General features: G+C 71.8%; 11 protein-coding genes. 8 read left to right on the forward strand and 3 right to left on the reverse strand.

The genetic code is table 11. The features are described 5' to 3' along the window. The first annotated feature begins 81 nt into the window (after window positions 1-81). From ACZ6MZ_RS20705 to ACZ6MZ_RS20715, 3 genes are all read left to right on the forward strand, one after another. Complete coding sequence (locus ACZ6MZ_RS20705; protein WP_030351487.1) at window positions 82-657, forward strand: sigma-70 family RNA polymerase sigma factor; 576 nt, start codon at window positions 82-84, stop codon at window positions 655-657. 97 nt (window positions 658-754) lie between these two features. Next, complete coding sequence (gene guaB / locus ACZ6MZ_RS20710) at window positions 755-2,257, forward strand: IMP dehydrogenase (protein ID WP_469353448.1); 1,503 nt, start codon at window positions 755-757, stop codon at window positions 2,255-2,257. Window positions 2,258-2,382: 125 nt separating this feature from the next. After that, a complete protein-coding gene (locus ACZ6MZ_RS20715; protein WP_384188789.1) occupies window positions 2,383-3,507 on the forward strand; it encodes a GuaB3 family IMP dehydrogenase-related protein in 1,125 nt (374 codons plus the stop codon). A 111-nt stretch (window positions 3,508-3,618) separates the two neighbouring features. On the opposite strand, the gene ACZ6MZ_RS20720 is transcribed toward ACZ6MZ_RS20715, so the two are convergent. Together ACZ6MZ_RS20720 and ACZ6MZ_RS20725 are read right to left on the reverse strand one after the other, a co-directional pair. Next, complete coding sequence (locus ACZ6MZ_RS20720) at window positions 3,619-4,149, reverse strand: hypothetical protein (protein ID WP_389783887.1); 531 nt, start codon at window positions 4,147-4,149, stop codon at window positions 3,619-3,621. Window positions 4,150-4,243: 94 nt separating this feature from the next. Continuing rightward, window positions 4,244-5,506 (reverse strand): nucleotide sugar dehydrogenase, encoded by a 1,263-nt coding sequence (locus ACZ6MZ_RS20725; RefSeq protein ID WP_469353451.1) that lies wholly within the window; start codon window positions 5,504-5,506, stop codon window positions 4,244-4,246. Between the two features lie 254 nt (window positions 5,507-5,760). On the opposite strand from ACZ6MZ_RS20725, the gene ACZ6MZ_RS20730 reads away from it, so the two are divergent. After that, a complete protein-coding gene (locus ACZ6MZ_RS20730) occupies window positions 5,761-7,467 on the forward strand; it encodes a glycerol-3-phosphate dehydrogenase/oxidase (protein WP_389783890.1) in 1,707 nt (568 codons plus the stop codon). Window positions 7,468-7,518: 51 nt separating this feature from the next. On the opposite strand, the gene ACZ6MZ_RS20735 is transcribed toward ACZ6MZ_RS20730, so the two are convergent. Continuing rightward, the gene (locus ACZ6MZ_RS20735) at window positions 7,519-8,673 is read right to left on the reverse strand and encodes a serine hydrolase domain-containing protein (RefSeq protein ID WP_469353453.1); all 1,155 of its coding nucleotides are present in this window, start codon (window positions 8,671-8,673) and stop codon (window positions 7,519-7,521) included. A gap of 160 nt (window positions 8,674-8,833) precedes the next feature. Between ACZ6MZ_RS20735 and ACZ6MZ_RS20740 the strand changes: the two genes are divergently transcribed. From ACZ6MZ_RS20740 to ACZ6MZ_RS20755, 4 genes are all read left to right on the forward strand, one after another. After that, complete coding sequence (locus ACZ6MZ_RS20740) at window positions 8,834-10,735, forward strand: serine/threonine-protein kinase (protein WP_469353455.1); 1,902 nt, start codon at window positions 8,834-8,836, stop codon at window positions 10,733-10,735. Window positions 10,736-10,951: 216 nt separating this feature from the next. Next, complete coding sequence (locus tag ACZ6MZ_RS20745) at window positions 10,952-14,020, forward strand: protein kinase (protein ID WP_469353457.1); 3,069 nt, start codon at window positions 10,952-10,954, stop codon at window positions 14,018-14,020. A 135-nt stretch (window positions 14,021-14,155) separates the two neighbouring features. After that, window positions 14,156-15,811 carry a serine/threonine-protein kinase gene (locus ACZ6MZ_RS20750; protein WP_469353737.1) on the forward strand — a complete coding sequence of 552 codons (1,656 nt, stop codon included), beginning with the start codon at window positions 14,156-14,158 and terminating at the stop codon, window positions 15,809-15,811. A gap of 116 nt (window positions 15,812-15,927) precedes the next feature. Next, window positions 15,928-17,583, forward strand: a complete 1,656-nt coding sequence (locus ACZ6MZ_RS20755) for a serine/threonine-protein kinase (RefSeq protein WP_469353459.1) — start codon at window positions 15,928-15,930, stop codon at window positions 17,581-17,583. Window positions 17,584-17,609: the final 26 nt, after the last annotated feature.

Consider the following 17,609-nt stretch of genomic DNA (forward strand, 5'->3'; position numbering starts at 1 on the left):
GCCGCACCTGCTCATAACGCTTCGGTGCACAACTATGGACGCGGTGCCACCAATCAGCAGCCACCAAGGCACCATGGACCGATGCGCGATGACGAGACCACGGTGATTGGTGCGCTCGTTCACCGTGCCGTCGACGGCGATGAACAGGCCACGCACGATCTCCTGGCCCGCGTTCATCCGCTCGCGCTGCGCTACTGCCGTACGCGACTGAACCGGCTGCCGGGTGATGCGCGGCACTTTGTGGAAGACCTCGCGCAGGAAGTCTGCGTCGCGGTCCTGATGGCCCTGCCGCGGTACCGCGACACCGGCCGGCCCTTCGAGGCCTTCGTCTTCGCCATCGCCGGCCACAAGGTCGCCGATCTCCAGCGGGCCGCCATGCGGCACCCGGGATCGACGGCCGTGCCGTCCGACGAGATGCCGGAGCGTCCCGACGATTCGCTGGGGCCGGAGGAGCGTGCCCTGCTCAGCAGCGACGCCGAGTGGGCCAAGAAGCTGCTCGCCAATCTCCCGGAGAACCAGCGCGAGCTGCTGGTGCTGCGGGTCGCCGTCGGGCTCACCGCGGAGGAGACCGGGCAGATGCTGGGGATGTCCCCGGGTGCGGTACGGGTCGCGCAGCACCGCGCGCTCAGCAGGCTGCGGGCGCTCGCCGAGCAGTGAGCGAAGCTGTTCGGTGATCTTGATCGTGGAATGAGAGGCCCGCGGAGCCCGTTAGCATGGGCATCCGCACCGATCAAGGCCATATGGGGAAGGTGTCATGACTGCATACGTCGACGGAGTGCCCGAGAAATTCGCGACGCTCGGGCTGACATACGACGACGTGCTGCTGCTGCCGGGCGCCTCGGAAGTGCTGCCGAACCAGGTGGACACCGCCTCCCTGGTCTCCCGCAACGTGAGGGTGAACATCCCGCTGCTCTCCGCGGCGATGGACAAGGTCACCGAGGCACGGATGGCCATCGCCATGGCCCGCCAGGGCGGCGTCGGCGTACTGCACCGCAATCTCTCCATCGCCGACCAGGCCAACCAGGTCGACCTGGTGAAGCGCTCCGAGTCCGGCATGGTCACCGACCCGATCACGGTGCACCCCGACGCGACGCTCGCCGAGGCCGACCAGCTGTGCGCCAAGTTCCGGATCAGCGGCGTCCCGGTCACCGACCGCGCGGGCAAGCTGCTCGGCATCGTCACCAACCGCGACATGGCCTTCGAGGCGGACCGTACGCGCCAGGTGCGCGAGGTCATGACCCCGATGCCGCTCGTCACCGGCAAGGTCGGCATCTCCGGCGTGGACGCCATGGAGCTGCTGCGCCGCCACAAGATCGAGAAGCTGCCGCTGGTCGACGACGCGGGCATCCTCAAGGGCCTCATCACGGTCAAGGACTTCGTCAAGGCCGAGAAGTACCCGAACGCGGCCAAGGACGCGGAGGGCCGGCTGCTCGTCGGCGCCGCCGTGGGTGCCAGCCCCGAGGCCCTTGAGCGGGCCCAGGCGCTGGTCGCCGCCGGGGTCGACTTCCTGGTCGTGGACACCTCGCACGGCCACAACAGCAACGCGCTCAGCTGGATGTCGAAGATCAAGTCGAGTGTCGGCATCGACATCATCGGCGGCAACGTCGCCACCCGCGACGGTGCCAAGGCGCTGATCGACGCGGGCGTGGACGGCGTGAAGGTCGGTGTCGGGCCCGGCTCGATCTGTACCACCCGCGTCGTCGCCGGGATCGGCGTCCCGCAGGTCACGGCGATCTACGAGGCCGCAGTGGTCTGCATGGCCGCGGGCGTCCCGGTCATCGGCGACGGTGGCCTCCAGTACTCGGGCGACATCGGAAAGGCCCTCGCGGCCGGCGCCAGCACGGTGATGCTCGGCAGCCTGCTCGCGGGCTGCGAGGAGTCCCCGGGCGAGCTGCAGTTCATCAACGGCAAGCAGTTCAAGTCGTACCGCGGCATGGGGTCGCTGGGCGCCATGCAGTCCCGTGGTCAGGGACGCTCGTACTCGAAGGACCGCTACTTCCAGGCGGACGTCTCCGCGGACGACAAGCTCGTCCCCGAAGGCATCGAGGGCCAGGTGCCCTACCGGGGTCCGCTCTCCGCCGTACTGCACCAGCTGATCGGCGGCCTGCGCCAGACCATGGGATACGTGGGCGCGGTCTCCATCGACGAGATGGAGACCAAGGGCCGGTTCGTCCGGATCACCGCGGCGGGCCTCAAGGAGAGCCACCCGCACGACATCCAGATGACCGTCGAGGCACCGAACTACAACAAGCACTGAGCGTAAGCATCGGTAAGGGGGCGGCCGGGACACCCGGCCGCCCCCTTACCGATGCGCGGGGGCGCTGGAGGGTACGCGTCTCGGGGATACTGGGACGGCAGACGTAGAGGGAAAGGCCACACATCGTGACTGAGATCGAGATCGGGCGCGGCAAGCGCGGCCGCAGGGCGTACGCCTTCGACGACATCGCCGTCGTTCCGAGCCGGCGCACCCGGGATCCGAAGGAGGTCTCGATCGCCTGGCAGATCGACGCCTACCGGTTCGAGCTGCCGTTCCTGGCCGCTCCGATGGACTCCATCGTCTCCCCGCAGACCGCGATCCGGATCGGTGAGATGGGCGGTCTGGGGGTGCTCAACCTGGAAGGTCTGTGGACCCGGTACGAGGACCCGCAGCCACTGCTCGACGAGATCGCGCAGCTGGACGAGGCGAGCGCCAACCGCCGGCTCCAGGAGATCTACGCCGAGCCGATCAAGGAAGAGCTGATCGGGCAGCGCATCAAGGAGGTGCGGGACTCGGGCGTGGTCACGGCGGCCGCGCTCTCGCCGCAGCGCACCGCGCAGTTCTCCAAGGCCGTGGTGGACGCCGGGGTCGACATCTTCGTCATCCGCGGTACGACGGTCTCCGCCGAGCATGTCTCCGGCGCCGCCGAGCCGCTGAACCTGAAGCAGTTCATCTACGAGCTGGACGTGCCGGTCATCGTCGGCGGCTGCGCCACGTACACCGCGGCCCTGCACCTGATGCGTACGGGCGCCGCGGGCGTGCTGGTGGGCTTCGGCGGCGGCGCCGCGCACACCACCCGCAATGTGCTCGGCATCCAGGTTCCGATGGCGACGGCGGTCGCGGATGTGGCGGCGGCCCGCAGGGACTACATGGACGAGTCCGGCGGCCGGTACGTACACGTCATCGCGGACGGCGGCGTCGGCTGGTCCGGGGATCTGCCCAAGGCCATCGCCTGCGGCGCGGACTCCGTGATGATCGGCTCCCCGCTGGCGCGGGCGACGGACGCGCCGGGCAAGGGGCACCACTGGGGCATGGAGGCGGTCCACGAGGACGTGCCGCGCGGCAAGCTGGTGGACCTGGGCATCGTCGGGACGACGGAGGAGGTCCTGACGGGCCCCTCGCACAGCCCGGACGGATCCATGAACTTCTTCGGCGCGCTGAAGCGGGCCATGGCGACGACGGGCTACAGCGAACTCAAGGAGTTCCAGCGCGTCGAGGTGACGGTGGGGGACTCGCAGCACCGCCGCTGAGCGCCGCCACTGAGCGCCGGCGCTCACGAACGCGTCGCGCACGGCGAAGTGCCCGGACCATGGACCGGTCCGGGCACTTCGCTGTGCGCCATGCCTTTTAGGCCATGTCTTTTAGAAAGAGGCCTTCTTGGCGCCCGAGAAGGCGGCGAAGGCGGCGAGCGCGAAGAACAGGAAGCTCATGACGTCCGTGCCCTCGCTCCAGGCCGCGGTGACGACGTCGAGGTGGTCGAGGAAGACGTCCGTCGCGGACACGTTCAGATCCTTGCCGAAGAGGATCGCGATGCCGACCAGCTGTCCGAGGTAGACGGCGCCCAGGGACAGGACCGCGCTGACGACCGGCAGGACGGGGTTGGGGCCGCCCACCTTGCCCGCGGCGAATCCGGTCAGGAAGCCGACGCCGATCGCGGCCCAGCCGATCTCCCGCTCGATGGCCCCCATGATCCCGCCGTAGACCCCGGCGGCGACGAGGGCGGCGACCAGGGCCGCCGCCAGGCCGAGACCGATGTTCGCGCGGACGGGCGGGGGCGGCGGGGCGAACGGGGAGGCGCCCTCGGCGAACGGGTTGCCGGACGGCGACGGGTTGCCGGACGGGGCGGCGCCCTCGGCGAATGGATTGCCGGGCGGCGGAACGGGCTGGCTCATGCGGGAATTCCCCCCAGGGAAAGTGTCGTGCGCATGACTTGCGCACGATGGCCCTGGACAGTAGCAGGCAGGTCCGACAGTCCCGTACGCGATTTCAGAGCCGGTACGCCGTGCCCGCCGGGCTCGCCCCCCGGGTGTCCAGCAGCAGCTGGGCCTTGACCGCGAGACCCTGGAGGTCGTACGTGCGGTGGTGCTGGAGCAGCACCGTCAGATCGGCGTTGGCCGCGGCCTCGTAGAGCGAGTCCGCGCGCGGTACGGGCAGCTGGCGCACGCGCCAGTCGGAGACGTACGGATCGTGGTAGCTGACGGCGGCGCCCAGATCCATCAGCCGGCAGGCGATCTCGGTGGCCGGTGAGCTCTCCTGGTCGGCGAGGTCCTGTTTGTAGGTGACGCCGAGGAGCAGCACCCGGGCGCCCCGCGCGGACTTGCCGTGTTCGTTGAGCAGGGCCGCGCAGCGCTGGATGACGTACTGCGGCATCCGGGTGTTGATCTCCTGGGCGAGGCCGACCATGCGCAGCGGATGGCCGGGGGTGCGGCCGGCGTGCGGCAGATAGCTGGGATCCATCGGCACGCCGTGGCCGCCGACGCCGGGGCCCGGCCGGAAGGAATGGAAGCCGAACGGCTTGGTCTCCGCGCAGCGGATGACGTCCCAGAGGTCGACGCCGAGGTCGTGGCAGAGCACGGCCATCTCGTTGACCAGTGCGATGTTCACATGCCGGAAGTTGGTTTCGAGGAGCTTGACGGTCTCGGCCTCGCGCGGGCCCCGCGCCCGGACCACCTTGTCGGTGAGGCGGCCGTAGAAGGCGGCGGCCGATTCGGTGCAGGCGGGGGTGAGGCCGCCGATCACCTTGGGGGTGTTGGCGAGGCCATGGGTGCGGTTGCCGGGGTCGAGCCGGCCGGGGGAGTACGCGAGGTGGAAGTCGCGTCCCGCGCGCAGGCCCGAGCCGTCTTCCAGGATGGTCCTGAGGAAGCCCTCCGTGGTGCCGGGCGCCACGGGCGATTCCAGCAGCACGGTGGTGTGCGGGCGCAGCCGGGCGGCCAGCGCGCGGGCCGCCTCGCCGATGGCGGTCAGATCCGGGGTGCGGTCGGCGCCGAGGGGGGCGGGCGCGCAGATGACGGCGGTACGGACCCGGCCCAGCTCGGTCGGGTTGGTGGTGGGCCGGAACCCCCCCGAGAGCATCCGGCGGACGTCCGAGGCGGTGAGGGGGCCGTCGACGGGGGTGTGGCCGGCGGCCAGCTCCGCGACGGGCCGTGGGTCGGTGTCGTAGCCGATGGTGTCGATACCGGCGGCAACGGCGGCCTGGGCGAGGGGCAGGCCGAGATGGCCGAGTCCGATGACGGCGAGATCTGCGGGCATGGCGGTGGAGGCCGTCCTTCCCTTAGCCGGAGTGGACAGTGGACGCAAGCCGTGTGGACAGAACGGGCACGCGCAATGTCAGACTAGGCGTAAATATGACCGTTATGTGGCATTGCGTGGCCGGGGAGAGTCTGGTTTGTCGGGGGCCGGGCCGATCGTCGGCCGGCGTTATCCACAGGCGGTGGCTGAAGTCGCGCAGTGCGGACAGAATCGATCTGTGAGCCCGACCACGCGGGGGACGACGGGAGGCAGCAGTGAGGACAGCGACACTGGGACCTGCGGAGCGCACCCAAGCGCTTGCGGCGATGGCCGAGCGTGAACTGGACGTGCTGGTGGTGGGCGCGGGGGTGGTCGGGGCGGGGACCGCTCTCGACGCCGCGACCAGAGGACTGGCGACCGGCCTCGTGGAGGCGCGCGACTGGGCGTCCGGCACATCGAGCCGGTCGAGCAAGCTGATCCACGGCGGACTGCGCTATCTGGAGATGCTCGACTTCGCGCTCGTGCGGGAAGCCCTGAAGGAGCGGGGGCTGCTGCTGGAGAAGCTGGCGCCCCATCTGGTGAAGCCGGTGGCCTTCCTGTACCCGTTGCAGCACAAGGGCTGGGAGCGGCTCTACGCCGGCTCGGGCGTCGCGCTGTACGACGCGATGTCCATATCGTCCGGGCACGGACGCGGACTGCCGGCCCACCGCCATCTCTCGCGGCGGCGCGCGCTGCGGGTGGCGCCCTGTCTGAAGAAGGACGCGCTGGTCGGGGCGTTGCAGTACTACGACGCCCAGATGGACGACGCCCGCTATGTGGCCACCCTGGTCCGTACGGCCGCGACCTACGGCGCGCAGGTCGCCAACCGGGCGCGGGTCGTCGGCTTCCTGCGGGAGGGTGAGCGGGTCGTCGGCGCGCGCGTGCAGGACGTGGAGGGCGGCGGGGAGTACGAGATCCGGGCCAAGCAGGTCGTCAACGCCACCGGAGTGTGGACGGACGACACCCAGGCGCTGATCGCCGAGCGCGGGCAGTTCCACGTCCGGGCCTCCAAGGGCATCCATCTGGTCGTACCCAAGGACCGGATCCACTCCTCGACCGGGCTGATCCTGCGGACCGAGAAGTCGGTGCTGTTCGTCATCCCCTGGGGCCGGCACTGGATCGTGGGCACCACCGACACCGACTGGGACCTGGACAAGGCCCATCCGGCGGCCTCCAGCGCCGATATCGACTATCTGCTGGAGCATGTGAACTCCGTGCTGTCCGTGCCGCTGACGCGGGACGACGTGCAGGGGGTGTACGCGGGCCTGCGTCCGCTCCTCGCCGGGGAGTCCGACGCGACCAGCAAGCTGTCGCGCGAGCACACGGTCGCGCATCCGGTGCCCGGCATGGTGGTCGTCGCCGGAGGCAAGTACACGACCTACCGGGTGATGGCCAAGGACGCGGTGGACGAGGCGGTGCACGGCCTCGACCAGCGGGTGGCGGACTGTGTCACGGAGGATGTGCCGCTGCTCGGCGCCGAGGGATATCACGCGCTGTGGAACGCGCGCGCGAGGATGGCGCAGCGGACCGGGATCCATGTGGTCCGCGTGGAGCATCTGCTGAACCGCTACGGCACGCTCGTCGAGGAGCTGCTCGAAATGATCGCCGCCGATCCCGGTCTGGGCGAGCCGCTCGGCGGGGCCGAGGACTATCTGCGCGCCGAGGTCGTCTACGCCGCCTCGCACGAAGGGGCGCGCCATCTCGATGACGTGCTCACCCGGCGGACCCGGATATCGATCGAGACCTTCGACCGGGGGACGCGCAGCGCGCGGGAGTGCGCGGAGCTGATGGCTCCGGTGCTCGACTGGGACAAGAACCGGATCGAGCGGGAGATCGAGCACTACGAGAAGCGGGTGGAGGCGGAGCGCGAGTCGCAGCGGCAGCCGGACGACCAGACGGCCGACGCGGCGCGGCTGGGTGCGCCGGACATCGTGCCGATCTGACGGCCCCCGCCCGCCGCTCCCACTGCTCCCGCCGCCGCATGTGCCGGCCCTTCAGGACGCGCAGAACTCCTCGTCCAGGAGGGCCGGTTCGAGGGAGCCGTCGGCGAGAGCGTCCGTGTTGACGCGGAAGGTGAGGGTGCGGCGGCCGTCGGCGGTGGCGGCGGTCCGGACGTAACTGCCCGCGATCCGGCCGTTGTGGCCCCAGACGGTGATACCGCAGGAGAGCCGCTCCGGGTAGATGCCCATGCCGTAGGCGCCGTGTGCGGCGCCGGTGTCCAGCAGCTCGCGCAGCTGGGGCGCGGGGAGGAGCTCGCCGCTGAGCAGAGCGGTGTAGAAGCGGTCGAGATCGTCGAGCGTGGAGATCAGCTCACCGGCCGCGCCCGCCGGGCGGGGGTCGAGTTCGGTGACGTCGCGCAGCGGGTGGCCGGGGCCCGGGGTGCGGCTGTAGGCGCGGCCGTGCGGGGAGGGGAGCGTGGTGCGGTCGCCGGGGAAGGACGTACCGGTGAGACCGAGGGGGACGATGACGCGGGCCTCGGCCTCGGCCGCGTACGAACGGCCTGTCACCTGCTCGACCATCAGGCCGAGCAGGATGTAGTCGGTGTTGGAGTACGCGTACGAGCCGCGCGGGCCCCGTGCGTGGGCGAGCGCGGTACGGATCGCGGCCAGGGGTGTGGCCGGGCCGGGTGCGGAGTCCTCGGCGGTGTAGTCGTACAGACCGCTGGTGTGGGTGAGCAGAGCGCGCAGGGTGAGCAGGCGGCCGTCGTTGCCGTGGCCGCGCACGAGTCCGGGCAGATGACGCTCGACGGTGTCGGACAGCTTCAGCCTGCCTTCGGCGGCCAGCTGGAGGACGACGGTCGCCAGCAGGGTCTTGGTGACGCTGCCGGCGCGGAAGCGGTCGGCGCGGCGGATCCCGGATCCGGCGGTCTCGAACCGGGTGGAGCCGGCCGCGGAACGGGAGAGCAGGGCGGCGCCCGGAACACGGCCCCGGGAGACGAGCAGGGGAAGGATCTGGGAGGCGGGCGCGGGAAGGATCTGGGAGGCGGGCAGGGGAAGGGCCTGGGAGGCGGGCGTGGGCGAGGGCCGGCCCGGCTCCGCCGTCGTATCCCGTACACCCGCGCTCGGCACACCCGTTCCCAGCACACTCGCGCCAAGTCCGAAGAGGGCCATGACCAGCGGGGTGCTCAGCCGGGCCCGGGGTAGTGGCATGGTGGGATCCCTTCCTCCGGCCCCATCCTGGCGGACACCGGACCCGGGAGTACCGGCCGTCCCGGAATGAGGGACAATGAAGGCTCTGCCAGGGCGCGTTACGGCACCGCGTGGGCGGGCTGCAGTCGCGGGCCAGGATCAGGGATCGCAGAGGGGACGCATGTCGGAGTCGGAGCAGTCGCGGGACACGGCGCAGGAGCCCCAGCAGGACACGAGGAAGAGCGCCGACGACAGCCCGGAAGGGCGCCTGCTCGCGGGCAGATACCGGCTGGGCGGGGTCCTCGGGCGCGGGGGCATGGGCACGGTATGGCGGGCTCTCGACGAGACCCTCGGCCGTACGGTCGCCGTGAAGGAACTGCGCTTTCCGACCAGCATCGACGAGGACGAGAAGCGCCGGCTCATCACCCGCACCCTGCGCGAGGCCAAGGCCATCGCCCGGATCCGCAACAGCGGCGCGGTGACGGTCTACGACGTCGTCGACGAGGACGACCGGCCCTGGATCGTCATGGAACTGGTCGAGGGCAAGTCGCTCGCCGAGGCCATCCGCGAGGACGGCACGCTCACCCCCAGGCGCGCCGCCGAGGTGGGCCTCGTGATCCTCGACGTGCTGCGCTCCGCGCACCGCGAGGGCATCCTGCACCGCGATGTGAAGCCGTCCAATGTGCTGATCGCCGAGGACGGGCGCGTCGTGCTCACGGACTTCGGAATCGCCCAGGTCGAGGGCGACCCGTCGGTCACCTCCACCGGCATGCTCGTCGGCGCCCCCTCGTACATCTCGCCGGAGCGCGCCCGCGGCCACAAGCCGGGGCCCGCCGCCGACCTCTGGTCGCTCGGCGGTCTGCTGTACGCGTCGGTGGAAGGCTGCCCGCCGTACGACAAGGGCTCCGCCATCGCCACGCTCACCGCCGTGATGACCGAGCCGGTCGACCCGCCCAAGAACGCGGGCCCGCTGGAACCGGTCATCTACGGGCTGCTCGCCAAGGACCCGGAGCAGCGGCTCGACGACGCGGGCGCGCGGACGCTGCTCCAGGCCATCATCTCCGCGCCGGAACGGGAGCCGGAGCCGGGGCCCGAGGCCACGCGGGTCGTCCCGCTGCCGCCGGCGACCGCCGACGGCCGTGCCGGTAAGTCCGCCAAGTCCCCGAAGGACACGGGCGACGCCAGTGCCGACCGGGTGCGCGGCGCGCTGCGCTCCGTACGGAACGCGGCGGCCACGCCCGAGTCCGGGCCCCGTCCGGACGCTGCCGGCCCGTCCCGGCCGGCCCCGCCACGGGCGTCGCTCACCGATGTGGTGCCCCGGCGCACGCAGGTGATCATCGCGGTCGTCGCCGCGCTGGCCATCATCTCGACGGTCCTGGCGGTCGCCCTGAGCGGGGGCGACGACAACGACGCCCAGCAGGGCAAGGACGGCACGGCGGCATCGGCCGGGGCGACGACGACCGGCGGCGCGGCCCAGGACGGCGACAAGGGGCAGCAGAGCGCGGACCCGGGCGCGAGCGAGGACGGCCAGGGGGACGACGCCGCGGGCGGCGGGCAGCCGTCCGGCGATTCCGAGTCCGGCGCGTCGGACGACTCCGGTGGCAAGGGGAGCGGCGACGAGCTGCCCGACGGCTACGCCACGGTCAGCGACAAGCAGTTCCGCTTCTCGATGGCGATGCCCAAGGGGTTCCGCCTGACCGACACGGCCGGCCGCAACTCCGGCGGCATATACAACACCGCCAAGGGCGCGTTCCCGCGTATCCAGGTCGACTTCAACGGCAGTCCGACCGACGACGCCGTCGCCGCGTGGCAGGGACTCGAACCGGCGGTGCGCGGCAGCAGCTCGGCCTACAAGCTCCTCGGCATAAAGAAGGCCGACTTCAACGGCTATCCGACCGTCGCCGACTGGCAGTTCGAGCGCAACCAGGGCGGCCAGCGGATCAGGGTCCTCAACCGGGGCTTCAAGGTCGACGGCAAGCGCGGCTACGCGATCATGATCAGCTGCAAGGCGAGTGAGTGGGACGCGGCGGAGTGCACGACGCTGCGCGAGACGGCGTACGCGACGTTCAAGCCCGCGGGGTGAACGGACCGGCTCGTTCCGGCCGTGGGGAGAGGCGATTTCGCGTACCGGAGGCGAACGTTCGGCAGCGGGTTGCCGCGACCCGGCGGCATGTTTGCCTGCGGCCACGTATCGTGAGAGCTCGCGAACCGTACGCATCCACAATGGGCCGGTAAACGACCGGAATTGGCGGTTTCGCGGGTCTCCGGGACCGGGAGACAGCGTGTGTGGGGAGGCGTCGTGGACGACTACGCGGGACGGGTGCTGGCCGACCGCTATCGCCTGCCGTTGCCGCCCTCCGACGAGTTCGAACTTGTCGAGACCCGGGCGTTCGACACGTACAGCGGGCAGGAAGTCCTCGTCAGGCAAGTGCCGTTGCCGGAGGTCGTGGACGCGGAGGTCATCGACGCGGAGGGCGCCGCGGCCCCGCGGCGGGTCTCCGGGCGGGCGCCGCGCAGGGCCACGGACCCGGCGGTGCGGCGGGCCATCGAGGCCGCGCAGAGCGCTGCCCAGATCCCCGACCATCCCCGTCTCGACCAGGTCTTCGACGTGTTCGCGGAGGCCGGCTCGCTGTGGATAGTGAGCGAACTGGTCGCGGCCAGGCCGCTGGCGGCGCTGCTCGCCGAGAAGCCGCTGAATCCCTACCGGGCGGCCGAGATCGCCTCCGATGTGCTCACGGCCGTGCGCGTGCTGCACGCCCATGGCTGGACCCACCGGAACATCACCGTCCGTACGGTGCTGGTCTGCGACGACGGACGGGTGGTGCTGACCGGGCTCGCGGCGGGCGCGGCCGAGGAAGCGCTGTGCGGATACGCGCCGGTGCCGGAGCCGCCCGGCCAGTTCGGACCACCGGACCAGTTCGGACCCGGGGATCAGCCCGCACCGCCGGAGCAGCTCGCTCCGCCGCGGGAGCAGCCGGGGCCCGAGGCGCCGGAACTGCCCTACGATCGCGGGTCGACGGCGGGAGTGCCCGGCTCGCCGGGCCGCCCCGCGCTGGGGGCGCCCCGCCTCGACCTCCCGTACGACGACGGCACCTCGTCCGGTACGTCCGGCGCGATGCCCCGGCCCCACCACGGCACGCCGGGGGTCCCCGCCCCGTACGGCGGCCGGGCGGCGCTGCCCGCCGGGAACGCCTCGGGGAACGCCTCCGGGGACATCCGCGCCGCGCGCGCCGGTGCCATCGCCGCCTACCGCGCGGGAGCGCGCGCCGCCGCCCGCGCCGGCGAGGACCAGCGCTCCGACGACCAGCGCTCCGACCACGACCGGCGCTCCGACGACGATCAGCGCTTTGACGACGACCGGCGCGCCGACGAGGGCGTGCTGCCCCCGCCGAGGCGGCCGGAAGCCGGCGAAGGGCCGCAGGACCCGCCGCACGGCGGCAGCTCCGACCCCGACTGGTGGGCGCAGCCGCCGCGCGGCTTCGAGGAGCCGGACGCCGACGAGGACGACGACCCGCCCACGCCCTACCGCGCCCAACTCGCCGGCACCTGGCGCGACGGCCCCGCGCCGTGGAACGACGCCTCGGGTTCGGTCCCGGCGGGCGGCAGCCCGTACGGCCCCGATTCGGCCGGCCCCTTCGGCTCGGGATCCGCCCACGGTGACACGTCCGGACTCCCGGCGTCCGGACTCCCGGCGTCCGGACTCCCGGCGTCGGGAGTCCCGGCAGCCGGCGGCCGCCCGGGTGGTACGCCCGCGCTTCCCCCGGCCGGTGACCGCCCGGGCGGCGCCCCCGCCCTGCCGCCCGGTACCGACGTGGCCATGGCCCGGGGCGGCGGCTCGGGTTACTCCGCGTCCGGCGGCGGCGGTGGGCAGAGCACCGGGCCACGGGACGGAATGCGCGCCGACGCGCAGCGGCAGACGGCGCACCTGCCCGCCGTGGCGGGGCAGCCCGCCGGAGCGGGCCGGTGGGACGAGATCGTGGCGAGCGGGTCCGTACCCGCGTACCGCGGTCCCGCCACGCCCCTCGCCGCCGAGCGCGCCCGGCAGGCGCGCATCGCCGTGGTCGGGGCCGTCACCGAGCGCTGGGCGCCCGAACAGGCCGGGCCCGTACACGAGAACTGGCAGCTGGCACCGCCCATCGGCCCCTCCACCGACCTGTGGGCGCTCGGCGCGCTGCTGTACCGCGCGGTGCAGGGCCATGCCCCGTACCCGGAGGAGAACGCCGCCGAGCTGGTGCAGCTCGTCTGCGCCGAACCGCCCGCCTTCGCCGAGGAGTGCGGCCCGCTGCGCCCCGTCGTCGAGTCGCTGCTGCGTCAGGACCCCACCGAGCGGCCGGACTTCGAGGAGCTGCGCGGCTGGCTGCGTTCGCTCGTACGGTCCGCGCCCGAGCCGGAGGCCGGTCTCGACGTCGTACCGCTGCCGTCCGTGGACGAGCGGCTGCCGATAGTGCGGCGCCGGGGCGAGCTGGTGCGCAAGCGCTGGGGGCGCGGCCGTGACGTGGGCCAGGGGCGCCACCGTCACAAGAAGGGCAAGGAGCGCAAGGAGAAGGGCGGCAGGGGCGGCTACGAGGAACAGCGCCCGTATCAGCAGCCGTACGAGCACCGGCCCCAGCACCAGCACATGGCCGAGGAGCCGCGCGAGCGACCGGAGCGGATGAGCAGGCCGGAGCGGCTGGAACGGCACGAGCGGCCGGAGAGGCACGAGCGGGCGGAGCGGCACGAGCAGGGCCGGGGGCGTGGCCCCCGTTCGCTGGGCCGCACCCTGCTCGTGCTGATACTGCTCCTGCTCGTGGGGGCCATCGTGTACGCCGTGATGTTCCTGCCCAAGGCCGGTACGGGACAGCAGGGGCAGCAAGTCGGGGAAGCGAATCCCAGCACGTCCGCCGCGCCCCAGACCTCCGGTCCCGCCGTCGATCTTGCCGAGGGCTACACCCTGCGCGAGGACTCCGAGGGGTTCCGGATCGCCGTCGGCAAGGACTGGCAGCGACAGCCCATCAACGAGAGCAGGCAAGTCCGTTACACCGAAGGGGAATTCACGCTGATCGTCGTCCCCGGCCGGGACACGGTGGCGGACGGCGGCAGCGATCCCATGGAGTACCAGCGCAACGTGGAACGGGAGTTGCAGCCCTTCCGGGACTCGTCCTGGGCCGGCGCCTCCGGCCTGCGGCGGATCGACGTGGGCAAGCAGGCCATGGCGGAAGGCCAGTTCACCTGGCAGGACAGCGGCGGCCGCGAGGTCTATGTGCGCAACCTCGCCATGATCGTCGGCGACCGGTACCACATCATCCAGGTCATCGGTCCCGACGGTCAGCGGGACAAGGTCAGCGAGATCTATCAGCAGGCCACCGAGGCCTACCGGGCGGCGGACTGACGCCTGTTGGGCGCGTCCGCGCGTCACAGTGCTGTTTCCGTGCGCCACCCGAGGTTCCCCGTCCGTACCTCGCCTCCGTACCCTGTCAAACCAATGAACGGGGCGGGGGACGTGGATCATTCGCAGGGAACGGGCATGGGCGCGGGAGCGGGTACGGGCACGGGGCTCGTGCTCGCCGGGCGTTACCGGCTGGGCGAGTCCATCGGCAGCGGTGGCATGGGCAAAGTGTGGCGTGCGCACGACGAGGTGCTGCACCGGACCGTCGCCGTCAAGGAGTTGACGGCCGGACGGTACGTCTCCGAGGCCGACCGGGCCGTACTGCACCAGCGGACGCAGAAGGAGGCACGGGCCGCGGCCCGGATCACCCACCCGGGCGTCGTCACCGTCCATGACGTCCTCAACCACGACGGCCGGCCGTGGATCGTCATGCAGTACGTCGACGGCCCCTCCCTCGCCGACAAGGCGAAGGAGTCCGGCCGGATCGGTTCGCGCGAGGCGGCCAGGATCGGTCTCGAAGTCCTCGGCGCGCTGCGCGCCGCGCACGCCGCCGGGGTGCTGCACCGCGACGTCAAGCCCGGCAATGTCCTGCTCGCGCGCGACGGCGGAGTGCTGCTCACCGACTTCGGAATCGCGGCGATAGAGGGCGACTCGACCATCACCAGGACCGGTGAACTGGTCGGCTCCATCGACTATCTGGCACCCGAGCGGGTACGGGGCGGCGATCCCGGTCCCGCCTCCGACCTCTGGTCGCTGGGGGCGACGCTCTATACGGCGGTCCAGGGGAATTCGCCGTTCCGCCGCACCTCACCGATCTCCACCATGCAGGCCGTGGTCACGGAGGAGCCGCGTTACCCCGACCAGGCCGGGCCGCTCGCTCCGGTGATCGCGGCGCTGCTGTGCAAGGACCCGGAGGGCCGGCCCGGGGTGGCCGAGACCGAGCGGATGCTGCGCGAAGTATTGGAGGGGCGGCCGCCGACCGAGGCGCACGCGTACATCCCGACGCGGGTCATGCCGGACGGTGACCGGCAGGGCGTCAGTGCGCAGCTGCCTCCGGCCGTGACCGTTCCCTCGGCCGTTCCCGCCCCGCTCCCCGCCTCCTCGGCGCCGGGCCGCGGCGGCCGCTGGCGTAGGACGGTCGTGGCCGTCGTCATCGCGGCCGTCCTCGGCGGCGGCGCCGGCTTCGCGGCGCTTCAGTACGTGAACGGAAAGGACGACGGCTCCCCGGAAGAGAACGCCACGACCGGCCAGTCGACGACCGGCGGGACGACGACCGGCGGGACGGCAAGCGCCGGGACGGCGAACGGCGGTACGACGGCGGCCGGTTCCATACCGGAGGGCTGGGTCCATGTCCAGGCCGACGAGGGCTTCAGCCTCAACGTCCCCGAGGGCTGGGAACGCCAGATGGACGGCGACCAGATCGACTTCACCCCGGACAACGGCCGCCATCTCCTGCGCATCAGCGTCGGCTCGCCCGACTTCGAGAACCCGTACATGCACATGCTGAGCATGGAGAAGAGCCTGCAGCGGCTTCCGGAGTACGACCGGATCAAGCTGGCCCCGAACACCTACCGCGACCAGACGCACTCGGCGAGCTGGGAGTTCACCTGGACCGAGGAGAAGACGCACCCGGGCAGGCGGCACGCGATCGACCAGATCTACTACTCGGACGACAGCAGCACGGAGTACGCGATCTACATGTCCGGCCCCGAAGAGGACTGGGCGACGACGCGCAAGCAGTTCGACGCCGTACTGCGCAGCTGGCAGCCGCCGCCCGTCGCTTCCGGCCAGTGAACGGCCAGTGAACAGGCACAGCGAACGGGCACAGCGAGCGAGCACAGCGATCGGGCACAGTGAACGGGGCCGCTTTCACCGTGGCAACCGTGACCGCACTTCGTAAGGATGTGAGCATGACCAACGACGGGGGACGGGTGAACGAGCCCACCGGCCAGGAGCCCACCAGTTACGCACTCCGGCCGCCGAACGCGCCGCAGGTGCCGCCGCAGTCACAGAGTCCCGCGGCGCCCGGGTACGCGCCGACGGAGACCGCGCGGCGGGATCCGGCCGAGGGACGGGTGCTCGGTGGCCGCTACCGGCTCGTCTCCAGGCTGGGGCACGGCGGTATGGGCACGGTCTGGCTGGCGCACGACGAGGTCGTGGACCGCGATGTGGCGGTCAAGGAGCCCCGCGTTCCCGACCACGTGAGCGAGCACGACCGGGACCGGGTGTATCTGCGCATGCAGCGCGAGGCGCGCTCCGCGGCCCGGATCGACCACCCGTCCGTCGTCACCATGCACGATGTGGTGGTCGAGGACGCCAAGCCGTGGATCGTGATGGAGCTGGTGCGCGGCCAGTCGCTCGCCGACCGGCTGCAGGAGGGCACGCTCGACCCGCGCGAGGCCGCGCGGATCGGACTCGCCGTGCTGGACGCGCTCACCGCGGCCCACGAGAAGGGCGTGCTGCACCGCGACGTCAAGCCGGACAACGTCCTGCTGGGAAGAGGCGGTCGGGTCGTGCTCAGCGACTTCGGCATCGCGCAGATCGAGGGCGAGCAGGGCCTGACCGAGACCGGCGCGTTCGTCGGCTCGCCCGAATACATCGCGCCCGAACGGGTGCTGGGGCAGCGGCCGGGGCCCGAGTCGGACCTGTGGTCGCTGGGTGTGGTGCTGTACGCGGCGGTCGAGGGCATGTCCCCGTACCGCCGCTCCAACGCCCCCGCGACCCTCCAGGCGGTGCTGTCCGCAGAGCCGCAGATGCCCGCGCGCGGGTCAGGGGCCTTCGGCACGCTGGTGATGCGGCTGCTGCGCAAGGACCCGGCGGCGCGGCCGGACGCGGCGGAGATCCGCCAGACCCTCGACTCGGTGGCGCGACCGCCGCAGGCCGCGCTCGCCGCGACGCAGCTGTTGCAGAGCGGTGGTGCGCGGGTGACGGGCGCCGGTGCCTGGGTGCCGCCGGTGCTGCACGGCAACCGCACGGCGCGGTACGGACTCGGCGGCGGGGTGCTCGCCGTGGCCGTCGCCCTGGCCCTGATCTTCGCCAGTCCCTTCGGGGGCGATGAGCTGCCCGAGGGCTGGGCCGTCCGTCAGGAGAAGGAGATCCTGCACGCGAAGGTCGCCGTACCCGACGAGTACAAGCGCACGCAGGACGACCGGGGAACCCCCGCCAGCAATGTCGCCTACGACGACCCCAGCGATGTCTTCCACATCTATGTGGAGCGGGTCGAGAAGCGGGCGGACAACGAGGTGCTGGCGCCGGATCCGGACGTCTGGGAGACGTACTACGAGAGCGGCGGCGAGAACGGCACGGAGATCAAGGACGCCAAGGTCACCACCAAGAAGGCGGAGCACCAGGGCAAGCAGGGCTTCGAGACCGTCGTCGACTACACGGAATACAGTACGTCGGACGACGACCCGGTCCGCTACCGCTGGCACGAACTCGTCATCCCCGACGAGAACGATGTCTATCTGCGGCTGCGGGTGGCCATGCCCGCCGAGGGCGCGGCCGTGAAGGACGGCGAGGAGCTGTTCGCGAACGTCGTCGACCACCTCGACATCGAGCAGTCCTAGGGGCCGGTGGACGGCCGGTGAAAAGG

The organism is Streptomyces sp. NPDC042201, from assembly GCF_055582185.1.

Coding starts and splice junctions, on each gene's coding strand:
- ACZ6MZ_RS20705 (WP_030351487.1), top strand. CDS start 82: ATGCGCGATGACGAGACCACGGTGATTGGTGCGCTCGTTCACCGTGCC.
- guaB (WP_469353448.1), top strand. CDS start 755: ATGACTGCATACGTCGACGGAGTGCCCGAGAAATTCGCGACGCTCGGG.
- ACZ6MZ_RS20720 (WP_389783887.1), bottom strand. CDS start 4,149: ATGAGCCAGCCCGTTCCGCCGCCCGGCAATCCATTCGCCGAGGGCGCC.
- ACZ6MZ_RS20725 (WP_469353451.1), bottom strand. CDS start 5,506: ATGCCCGCAGATCTCGCCGTCATCGGACTCGGCCATCTCGGCCTGCCC.
- ACZ6MZ_RS20735 (WP_469353453.1), bottom strand. CDS start 8,673: ATGCCACTACCCCGGGCCCGGCTGAGCACCCCGCTGGTCATGGCCCTC.
- ACZ6MZ_RS20740 (WP_469353455.1), top strand. CDS start 8,834: ATGTCGGAGTCGGAGCAGTCGCGGGACACGGCGCAGGAGCCCCAGCAG.
- ACZ6MZ_RS20750 (WP_469353737.1), top strand. CDS start 14,156: ATGGGCGCGGGAGCGGGTACGGGCACGGGGCTCGTGCTCGCCGGGCGT.
- ACZ6MZ_RS20755 (WP_469353459.1), top strand. CDS start 15,928: ATGACCAACGACGGGGGACGGGTGAACGAGCCCACCGGCCAGGAGCCC.